Here is a 9415-nt window from a genome sequence, read left to right as displayed (position 1 = left end):
CAAAACGAATCGTTCCATCCAAAGCTTGAATCACAGCCAAGCACGAATGAGAATCCTGAATCCCAACAGACCCTAGCCTGTCCGGCGGCAATCTTCAGAAATTCATCGTCGGCAGGGAGACGATGCTGCAGCCCAAGATGATGATCGTGGCGCAACCGACCTGGGGCGTGGATGTCGGCGCGGCGCAATTGATCAGGCAGGCCCTGATCGATCTGCGCGATCAGGGCGTCGCGATTCTGGTGATTTCAGAGGAACTGGATGAGCTCTTCGCCATCAGCGATCGCCTCGCGGTGATCGCCGATGGACGTCTTTCGCCGCCGGTCAAGCCCGCGGAGACATCGATCGAGCAGATCGGGACATGGATGAGCGGCAAGTTCGGCGATCGGGCGGAGAGCCAAGCAGCTTCCGCAAACGCACATCTGGAGACGGCCAATGCTCAAGCTTGAGCGGCGCGCGACGCCGTCGTCCATCATGAGCGTCGCTTCGCCGCTGTTGGCGGCGGTCGGTATGCTCGTAACCGGATTCGTGCTGTTCAAGGTCTTGGGCAAGGATCCGGTGGAGGCGTTCTATCTGTTCTTCGTCAAGCCGGTGTCGACCACCTACGGCATCGGGGAATTGCTCCTGAAAACGACGCCCTTGCTGCTCTGCGGATTGGGTCTCGCCTTGGGCTTCAGAGCCAATGTCTGGAACATCGGCGCCGAAGGACAGCTCACCATGGGAGCGATCGCCGGCGGCGGCGTCGCACTCTGGTTCGGCGACAGCGAATCTGCGTTTGCGATGCCATTGATGCTACTGGCCGGAGTGCTCGGCGGGATGGCCTGGGCCGCGATTCCCGCCTTTCTTCGAACCCGGTTCAACACCAACGAAATTCTCGTCACGTTGATGCTGGTCTACATTTCCCAGTTGGTGCTGTCGTGGCTCGTGCACGGGCCATGGCGCGATCCGCAGGGGCTGAACTATCCGCAGTCGCAAGGCTTCGGCGATGCCGAGACGATGTCGATCCTCATCAGCGGAACACGGGTGACCTGGGGCATTGTCTATGCGCTCGGGCTGGCACTGGTGGCCTGGATATTCTCGCAGAAGACCTTTGCCGGCTTCCGGATGCAGGTCGCGGGGCTGGCTCCTGCCGCGGCGGCCTATGCCGGCTTCTCGGAAAAGCGCAACATCTGGATTGCGCTGATGATCTGTGGCGCCACCGCCGGGCTCGCCGGCGTGTGCGAAGTCGCCGGTCCCATCGGCCGGCTGCAACAGCAGATATCGCCCGGCTACGGCTTCGCCGCCATCATCGTGGCCTGGATCGGCCGGCTGCATCCGATCGGCGTCGTGTTCGGCGCGCTGCTCATGTCGCTGCTTTATCTCGGCGGCGAGGCGGCGCAGATGGGCATGGGCTTGCCGTCCGCGATCACCGGGCTCTTCCAAGGCTTGTTGCTGTTCTACCTCCTGGCCGCCGATTTGTTCATCACGTTCCGGCTGAAACGCGTTGCGCCGGTCGAGGCCAATACCTTGAAACCACCGGTACAGGCGGAGACCGCCGCATGAATCCCATTGTCCCGATGATCGCCAGCACCGTGGTCGCGGCCACGCCGCTGATCTACGCGGCTCTTGGCGAAACCGTCGTCGAACGGTCCGGCGTCCTCAATCTCGGCATCGAGGGCATGATGCTGATCGGTGCGGTGACCGGCTTCGCCACGACATATGCGACCGGCAGCGCTGCGCTTGGTTTCCTCGCTGCGGCCTGCGCCGCTGTCGCGTTGTCCCTGCTTTTCGGCTTTCTCACGCTCAACCTGCAGACCAATCAGGTCGCCACCGGCCTCGCGCTCACCTTGTTCGGCATCGGCCTGTCGGCCTTCGTTGGCTACAACTACGCCGGCCTGCCGGTGAACCGGCTGACGCCGATCACCATTCCCGGGCTGACCGCCATTCCCGTGGTGGGCGATCTCCTGTTTCACTACGACATCATGGTCTATCTCTCCATTGCACTGTTCGTCGGTGTGCAGTGGTTTCTGACGAAGTCGCGCACCGGCCTGACGCTGCGGGCGATCGGCGAGTCGCCGATCGTCGCGCATTCGATCGGCAAGTCCGTCCTGAAGACCCGCTACCTGGCTGTGATGTTCGGCGGGGCGATGGCTGGCATCGCGGGTGCGTATCTGTCGCTGGTCCAGACCCCGATGTGGGTCGAGGGCATGTCTGCCGGCAAGGGCTGGATCGCGCTTGCGCTCGTGGTTTTCGGCACGTGGAAGCCGACACGCATCGTTGTCGGTGCGTATCTCTTTGGTGGTGTCACGCAATTCCAACTGTTCGCGCAGGGCTTCGGTCTGCCGATCCCGACCGAGTTCCTGTCGATGCTGCCTTACGCGGCGACGATCATCGTGCTGGTGATCATCTGCCGCGATCCCAAGACCATCTTGTTGAATCAACCGGCTTCCCTTGGCCGGAGTTTCCATTCGGCCGCGTGATCAGGGGCCTCGCGGTGCGGCTTCAGCAATTCAAGCTCCAGACAAAGGTAGGCGTTATGCAACGAAGAACGTTCTTGAAAATGTGGTCCATGGCCACCGCGGTGGGTTTGGCGATGGCCGCGCCGGTCGCGGCTCCGGCTGCCGAGCCGCTGAAGGTCGCTTTCGTCTATTTGGGACCGCGTAGCGACGGAGGCTGGACGCAGCAGCACGATCTGGCCCGGCTGGCGCTTGAGAAGGCGATGGGCTCTGCGATCAAGACCACCTTCGTGGAAAACGTCCCGGAAACCGCGGATTCCGAACGCGTCTTCCGTCAGCTCGCAGCCGACGGCAACAAGCTGATCTTTGCAACTTCGTTCGGCTACATGGAGCCGCTTCAGAAGGTCGCCAAGCTGTTTCCGGACGTCAAGTTCGAGCACGTCAACGGCTTCAAGACGGCGGCCAATATCACGGTCTACGAGCCCCGCTTCGAGGAAGGCTTCTACCTGATCGGCACGATCGCCGGGCTTATGACGAAGACGAACACGCTTGGCTTCATCGGTTCGTTCCCGATCCCGAGCGTCATGCGCAATATCAACGCGATGGCCCTTGGTGCTCAAGCCGTGAATCCGAAGATCAAGGTAAAGCCGATCTGGGTCAACACCTGGTATGATCCCGGCAAGGAGCGCCAGGCGGCAGACACGTTGATTGCGCAGGGTGCGGACAACGTTGCCCAGAACACGGACTCGCCGGCCTCGATCCAGGCAGCGCAGGAGAAGGGCACCTATGCGTTCAGCATCGATGCCGATATGTCGAGCTTCGGCAAGAAAGCCCAGCTCTCTGGCTCGACGGAGGACTGGAGCGGTTATTACATCGACGAGACCAAGAAGGTGCTCGATGGCACCTGGACCGGTAATCGGCGCATCCGCTGGGGTCTCAAGGAAGGATTGGTGGTGATGGCTCCGCTCAATCCCGATATCCCGCCAGAAGTTGTGAAGGTGTTTGAGGAAAAGAAGGCGGCGATCATCGCGGGCCCGCTTAATCCATTTGCCGGACCGATCAAGGACAACACCGGCAAGGAAATGGTTCCCGCCGGCGGCAAGATGTCCGAGGCCACTTTCAGCTCGCTCAATTGGTACGTTGAAGGGGTCGAGGGCACCGTTCCAAAATAAGGCTTAACCGTCGGGCGGGCGACAAGTCAGCGAACGAAGTGCGGGTGTCTCGCGGCAAGACCAGCCGCACTTTGCGCTGTAGGGCGGCCGATAGGACCAATTCGTCCTCGATGGGCCGGCGTAGACAGCCTTCATCCGCTCGCCTCGCGCATCATCGTCTTGAGCAATTCCGCCAGCACGCTTGCGATCGCGCTGGTTCCCCGTTCGTGACCGATCAGCATCAAGGTCTGGGATTCGTGCGACAGTTCGCGGACCGGCAGGTAGACGAGGCGTCCCGCCCGCCGCTCAAACTCGATATCGAACGGCGTGAGAAAGGTGATCCCGTTGTCGACCATCGCGGAGTGCCTCATGATCTCGATGGCATTGGTCTCGATGATTGGCTGCAGATCCAGTGAGACGCGCGTAAACGCGGTGTTCAAGTAAGGCCTGATCGCGCTCGTGTCGTCGGCAACGACAAGTGGATAGTCGATGCAGTCGCTCAGCCGGATACCGGTTCGCTTCGCAAGCGGATGGTTCGGCGCCATGACGGCACCGAGCTTGGCGCCGGCGCGCGCCAGGACCTTCAGATTGCCGTCCTTGGTAAAGTCGAATCCGATACCGAGATCGGCTTCGCCGTTGGCGACAGCGAACTGAATCTCCTCGCCCGTGTTGAACAGCGTCAGATTGAGCTTGACCCTTGGATTGGCGATCCGGAACGCCTTTACCGTTCCAGGGACCAGGTTCGACGCGAGCCCGCTCATCATCGCCATGGTGATCTCGCCGCGCCGCAGCCCCTTGAGCTCCTCGATCTTGGTTTGCGCGCGCGTCAGTTCTTTCAGGGTCTGCCTGACGTGGCCGATCAGAACTTCTCCTGCAGCGGTCAGGACCAGTTTCTTTGGCAGCCGTTGAAAAATTGGCGTGCCCAATTGGCTTTCCAGAGCCAGGATCTGGCGGCTGATGGCGGAAGCCGCGACGTTCAAATGATTGGCAGCCTTGCGGATCGAGCCCGTCCGCGCAACCTCGTCGATATAGTTCAACAGCCGACCGTGAAGCATTTCCCTTCTACCCGGTTGTGCCTTCGGAGCAGATGACCTCGCGTTGCCCAAAAGGCAACGGACTTGCCGAATTAAAGCGCTTTCAAGTGATGGCGGCGCGTGCACAATCGCAAGCCTGAATAGCAGGCAATCCGCGCCGGACTCTTTTGCAGGCCTCCGGCGCAGCCAGCCGTGGGAGCCGAATGAAAGAATGGTGCTGAAGTCGCATTGGTGGTGGGATCTGAGCACGAAGGATTTCGCCGAACTCGACGCGGAGAGCGTGGTCGCGATCCTGCCCGTGGGCGCCGTCGAGCAGCATGGGCCGCATCTGCCCGTTAGGGTCGATGCCGCCATCAATGCGGGCATCATGGCCCGAGCAGTTGAGCTGATGCCGCCGGATTTGATGGCGCTGGTCTTGCCGATGATGCCGGTCGGCAAATCCGACGAGCATCTGGCATTTCCCGGCACGCTGACATTGTCGCACGAAACACTCGGGCGCGTCTGGTACGAACTGGGCGAGTGCGTCCATCGGGCTGGCGTCCGCAAGATTCTGTTCCTGAATTCGCATGGCGGTCAGCCGCAGTTACTCGAGATCGTCTGCCGCGATTTGCGCGTCAAGCTCGGTATGTTCGCCGTCAGCGTGATGTGGCCGCGGCTGATCGACCTGGATGCCCTGTTTCCGCCCGAGGAAAATCGGCATGGCATTCATGGCGGTCAGAGCGAGACCAGCGTGATGCTGCATCTGTATCCCGAGCTCGTAGAGATGAATCATGCTGAACACTTCGTCCCGCTGTCGGTCGAGATCGAACGCGAGTCGCAAATGCTCGGTCCAGAAGCCGGCGCCAAGTTCGGCTGGCAGGCGCAGGACCTGCATCCAAAGGGCGCCTGCGGCGACGCCACCAAGGCGACTACCGAGCTTGGCCGGCTGGTCGTCGAGCGCTCTGCTGCTCGGCTTATCAAGCTGATCGAGGAGATCAGCCGTTATCCATTGTCGCGCATCACGGCCCATACGGCGTTCGATGGATCGCGGCGCGGATGACCAGAAGGAGATTGAACACGTGGCATTCAGTGCCGTAGACCTTGCGCAGGCGACAGCTTTCCGGATTTCACCGAAGGACACCAATTACTTCGTGATGCTGTTCGATCAGGAGACCGACCGGATCGACAACGTCTTCGTCATCGAGATATTCAAGGTCGGCGGCGCCACGCCGCCGAACGAGCATAGCGGGGCGCATGAATTCTTCCACGTCCTGCACGGGGAGGGCGTTGCGCATTGCGACGGCAAGACCGTGGCGATCAAGAAGGGCGACTCGCTGCTGCTGCATCCGGGTTCCGAGCATGTGATCGAGAACACCGGCACCGGCAAGCTCTATACGCTCACGGTGATGACGCCGAATGAAGATTTCGCCGAGCTGATCCGCGGCGGCGAGCGCGTCGAGTTCGAAGCCGACGACATCCGCATCCTGCAGGGGCAATAGCCGATGAGTTCGGCCTCACATCGTGCCAGCGAGGACGGAGCTTTGCGGCCGCTCGGATCGAGCGAGCGCAATCGCTGGTGCGTGTCAGCGGCTCGCGCCGACCTGGTGCGCGATCCGATTCCACCGAAACCGGTGACACTGCAGGCCGACGGCAAGCTGATCACCATCGATCTCGCGCGCACGGCGATGATCGTGGTCGATATGCAGAACGACTTCTGCCACCCGAACGGCTGGCTGGCGCATATCGGCGTGGATGTCGCCCCGGCGCGGCGGCCGATCGCCCCGCTGCGCCGGCTGCTCCCACTGCTGCGCAAACATGATGTGCCGGTGATCTGGGTCAACTGGGGCAACCGGCCCGACCGGCTCAATCTCAGCCCGGCGCTTCTGCACGTTTATAACCCCGATGGCCGCGGCGTCGGTCTCGGCGATCCGTTGCCTGGCTCCGGCGCAAAGGTGCTCGAGCGCGGAAGCTGGTCGGCCGCGATTGTCGATGAGCTCGAGACCGATCCGTCCGATATCCAGGTTGCGAAGTATCGGATGTCTGGTTTCCAGGACACCGAGCTCGACAGCATTCTGCGCAATCTCGGCGTCACCACGCTGATGTTCGCCGGCGTCAATGCCGACCAGTGCGTGTTGTGCACGCTGCAGGACGCCAACTTCCGCGGCTATGACTGCCTGCTGTTGGAAGATTGCGTGGCCACCACATCGCCGGACTATTGCCTCGCGGCGACCCTCTACAATGTGCGCCAATGCTTCGGCTTCGTCCTGAGCTCGCAGACGATCGTCGCGGGGCTCGGCGAAGGCGGGCAGCAAGCAGCGAAGATCATGCCATGAACGAGCTTTCGTCCGACACCCTCGCGCGACTCATCGACGATCTCGGTGACGTACCTGTCGTTACCGATCCCAAGGTCGTGCGCCGGCGCTCGCGCGATTTCTTCTGGTACAGCCCGGTGCTGAACGAGCGATTGAACGGCATGTCGGCCGATCTCGTCGCCTCGCCGCGGGACGAAGCCGACGTCGTCCGCGTTGCCGCCGCCTGTGCTCGGCATCGCATTCCGATCACGGTGCGCGCGGGTGGCACCGGCAATTACGGCCAAGCCGTGCCGCTGCGCGGCGGTGTGCTGCTCGACGTTCTGGCGCTCGACAGTACCAAATGGGTCAAGCCGGGCCTGATCCGGGTCGGCGCTGGCGCAAAGCTGAACACGATCGATGCCGAGCTGCAGCCCCACGGCTGGGAGCTGAGGATGCATCCGTCCACCAAGCGCACGGCGACGATCGGCGGCTTCGTGGCGGGCGGATCGGGCGGCGTCGGCTCGGTCATTCACGGTGGCTTGCGCGAGCCCGGCAATATCCTCGCCGCGCGCGTAGTCACGGTCGAGGAAGAGCCGCGCGTCATCGAGTTGCGTGGCGACGCGGCGCAGAAGATCAACCGCGCCTACGGCACGACCGGCATCATCACCGAACTCGAAATGCCGCTGGCGCCCGCCTGGCGATGGATCGATGTCGTGGTGGCGTTCGACGATTTCGTCGACGCGGCCGCGTTCGGCTACGAGGCCGCGCTGGCGGATGGGATCGTCAAGAAGCTGCTGTCCCCGATCACCGCACCGCTGCCGTCGTATTTCGGTGCGCTGAAGCCGTACTGTCCCGACGGCAAGAGCATCCTGATCGCGATGATCGCCGAACCCTCGCTCGAGAGCTTCAAGTCGCTATTGGCGAGCCGCGGCACCATCACGCTGGAGACGCCGACCGACGAGAGTCCGGGGCAGGTGCCGCTCTACGAATACACTTGGAACCACACCACGCTGCAGGTCCTGAAGACCGACCGTTCGGTCACCTATCTACAATGTCTTTATCCGCATGACCGGCTGATGGAGAAGGTGGTCGAGATGCGCAAGTTGTTTCGGGACGAGGTGTTGCAGCATCTGGAGTTCATTCGCTTCGGCGGCCGCGTCACCTGCAGTGGGCTGCCCGTCGTGCGCTACACCAATGCAGACAGGCTGAACGAGATCATCAGCCTGCACGAGGCGCGCGGCGTCCATATCGCCAATCCGCATGTCTTCACGGTGGAGGACGGCAGCCGCTATAAGCGCGCCGATGCCGATCAGCTCGGCTTCAAGCACGAGGTCGATCCGTACGGCCTGCTCAACCCCGGCAAGATGCGCAGCTTCGTGCTCGAGCGGCCGTGAGATGCGGGTGCTCTATGTCTATTGCCATCCGCTGAGCGAAAGCTTTCACGCCGCGATCCGGAAAGAGGCGCTGGCCGGGCTGGCTGAGGCGGGCCACACCGTCGACCTGCTCGACCTCTATGCTGAGGGCTTTGATCCGGTACTGACGGCGGAGCGCCGACGCGACTATCACGACCCCGCGCGCAACCGCGCCAACAACCAGGCCCATGCCGACCGCCTGATGGCCGCGGACGCGCTGGTCGTGCAGTTCCCTACCTGGTCGTTCGGTCCGCCGGCGATGCTGAAGGGCTGGTTCGACCGGATGTTCGGTCCCGGCATTGCGCTGGATCTGTCGGATCCGTCGCATGCCAAGCCGATGCTGATGCATATCCGCCGTATCACCGGCATCTCGACCTATGGTCGCCCGCGCTGGCAGGCGATCGGCATGGCTGATCCGCCGCGCCGGATCATCAAGCGCTACCTGCGCTGGTTCACCGGCTCGAAAGCGTCGGTCAGTTACTACGCGCTCTATCACATGAATGTCGCGACGGATGCGCAGCGCGGCCGGTTCCTCGCCAAGATAAGGCGCGAGATGGTGCGGTTCTAACCGTCCGCGGGCGCGGCGGCGATCGCCTCGATTTCGACGAAGAACTCAGGACGCGTGAAGCCGGACACGATCACCAGGGTCGAAGCCGGCGGAGTTCCCTGAAAATGCCGGTCGCGTGAGCGCATATAGCCCTGCATGTGCTCGCGGGCGGTCACGTAAGCATTGAGCCGGATGACATTTGCGAGCGTCATACCGTCCTCGGCGAGGATGGCCGCGATATTGGCAAAGCACAGATCAGCCTGCTGCTCGCATTGCGACGGGATCGTCTCGTCGGCGGCAATGCCGAGCTGGCCCGAGGTGACGACGAGGCGATGGTTTGGTGCAACGGAAACGCCGTGGCTGTAGCGCGCAAAGGGCGGCCTGATCGAAGCTGGAGAAAGCGAACGCAAGGTCACCCCCGGGAGACAACTGTTAGCAGGGCGCAAAGCGTAACGCCGATTGCCTGCTACTTCCACCACATACGCCACGCGCCCTCTAGGCCGTGTGGACTCTTGGGATTCTCAAATCAGATTGAACGTGATTCAAGGCTTTCTTTTAGGAGGAAGCCT

At 62.2% G+C, this 9415-nt stretch carries 10 protein-coding genes and 1 pseudogene; 9 read left to right on the top strand and 2 right to left on the bottom strand.

Going from position 1 to position 9415, the window contains the following annotated elements:
• Window positions 1-74: 74 nt before the first annotated feature.
• From AAFX91_RS35060 to AAFX91_RS35045, 4 genes and pseudogenes are all read left to right on the top strand, one after another.
• Window positions 75-446 (top strand): annotated as a pseudogene (locus tag AAFX91_RS35060) (ABC transporter ATP-binding protein); the annotation flags it as partial.
• On the top strand, window positions 433-1539 hold the full coding sequence (locus AAFX91_RS35055; RefSeq protein ID WP_130577860.1) for an ABC transporter permease: 1107 nt from the start codon (window positions 433-435) through the stop codon (window positions 1537-1539). The pseudogene AAFX91_RS35060 and the gene AAFX91_RS35055, both read left to right, overlap by 14 nt.
• Complete coding sequence (locus AAFX91_RS35050; protein WP_394569592.1) at window positions 1536-2456, top strand: ABC transporter permease; 921 nt, start codon at window positions 1536-1538, stop codon at window positions 2454-2456. The genes AAFX91_RS35055 and AAFX91_RS35050 overlap by 4 nt, the downstream gene beginning before the upstream one ends.
• Window positions 2457-2536: 80 nt before the next feature.
• On the top strand, window positions 2537-3604 hold the full coding sequence (locus AAFX91_RS35045) for a BMP family ABC transporter substrate-binding protein (protein ID WP_394569594.1): 1068 nt from the start codon (window positions 2537-2539) through the stop codon (window positions 3602-3604).
• A gap of 131 nt (window positions 3605-3735) precedes the next feature.
• On the opposite strand, the gene AAFX91_RS35040 is transcribed toward AAFX91_RS35045, so the two are convergent.
• A complete protein-coding gene (locus AAFX91_RS35040) occupies window positions 3736-4638 on the bottom strand; it encodes a LysR family transcriptional regulator (RefSeq protein WP_130577862.1) in 903 nt (300 codons plus the stop codon).
• A gap of 190 nt (window positions 4639-4828) precedes the next feature.
• Between AAFX91_RS35040 and AAFX91_RS35035 the strand changes: the two genes are divergently transcribed.
• Genes AAFX91_RS35035 through AAFX91_RS35015 form a run of 5 tightly spaced genes read left to right on the top strand, consistent with a single transcriptional unit; the run spans window position 4829 to window position 8867 of the window.
• Window positions 4829-5656, top strand: a complete 828-nt coding sequence (locus tag AAFX91_RS35035) for a creatininase family protein (protein ID WP_130577863.1) — start codon at window positions 4829-4831, stop codon at window positions 5654-5656.
• A gap of 19 nt (window positions 5657-5675) precedes the next feature.
• Window positions 5676-6095, top strand: a complete 420-nt coding sequence (locus AAFX91_RS35030; protein ID WP_394569591.1) for a cupin domain-containing protein — start codon at window positions 5676-5678, stop codon at window positions 6093-6095.
• A 3-nt stretch (window positions 6096-6098) separates the two neighbouring features.
• Window positions 6099-6929, top strand: a complete 831-nt coding sequence (locus tag AAFX91_RS35025; protein ID WP_130577865.1) for a cysteine hydrolase family protein — start codon at window positions 6099-6101, stop codon at window positions 6927-6929.
• Window positions 6926-8281 carry an FAD-binding oxidoreductase gene (locus tag AAFX91_RS35020; protein ID WP_394569590.1) on the top strand — a complete coding sequence of 452 codons (1356 nt, stop codon included), beginning with the start codon at window positions 6926-6928 and terminating at the stop codon, window positions 8279-8281. Before AAFX91_RS35025 ends, AAFX91_RS35020 begins: the two co-directional genes overlap by 4 nt.
• Before the next feature lies 1 nt (window position 8282).
• A complete protein-coding gene (locus tag AAFX91_RS35015) occupies window positions 8283-8867 on the top strand; it encodes an NAD(P)H-dependent oxidoreductase (RefSeq protein WP_282527320.1) in 585 nt (194 codons plus the stop codon).
• Here the strand turns inward: AAFX91_RS35015 and AAFX91_RS35010 are convergent.
• Window positions 8864-9262 carry a RidA family protein gene (locus tag AAFX91_RS35010; RefSeq protein WP_394569593.1) on the bottom strand — a complete coding sequence of 133 codons (399 nt, stop codon included), beginning with the start codon at window positions 9260-9262 and terminating at the stop codon, window positions 8864-8866. The genes AAFX91_RS35015 and AAFX91_RS35010 overlap by 4 nt on opposite strands.
• Window positions 9263-9415 lie beyond the last annotated feature (153 nt).

It is taken from the genome of Bradyrhizobium sp. 31Argb, assembly GCF_043638955.1.
Classification (GTDB): domain Bacteria; phylum Pseudomonadota; class Alphaproteobacteria; order Rhizobiales; family Xanthobacteraceae; genus Bradyrhizobium.
Note: the sequence above shows the minus strand (reverse complement) of the source record. Positions and strands in the feature narration are given on the sequence as shown.

Coding starts and splice junctions, on each gene's coding strand:
- AAFX91_RS35035 (WP_130577863.1), top strand. CDS start 4,829: ATGGTGCTGAAGTCGCATTGGTGGTGGGATCTGAGCACGAAGGATTTC.
- AAFX91_RS35040 (WP_130577862.1), bottom strand. CDS start 4,638: ATGCTTCACGGTCGGCTGTTGAACTATATCGACGAGGTTGCGCGGACG.
- AAFX91_RS35025 (WP_130577865.1), top strand. CDS start 6,099: ATGAGTTCGGCCTCACATCGTGCCAGCGAGGACGGAGCTTTGCGGCCG.
- AAFX91_RS35050 (WP_394569592.1), top strand. CDS start 1,536: ATGAATCCCATTGTCCCGATGATCGCCAGCACCGTGGTCGCGGCCACG.
- AAFX91_RS35015 (WP_282527320.1), top strand. CDS start 8,283: ATGCGGGTGCTCTATGTCTATTGCCATCCGCTGAGCGAAAGCTTTCAC.
- AAFX91_RS35045 (WP_394569594.1), top strand. CDS start 2,537: ATGTGGTCCATGGCCACCGCGGTGGGTTTGGCGATGGCCGCGCCGGTC.
- AAFX91_RS35055 (WP_130577860.1), top strand. CDS start 433: ATGCTCAAGCTTGAGCGGCGCGCGACGCCGTCGTCCATCATGAGCGTC.
- AAFX91_RS35020 (WP_394569590.1), top strand. CDS start 6,926: ATGAACGAGCTTTCGTCCGACACCCTCGCGCGACTCATCGACGATCTC.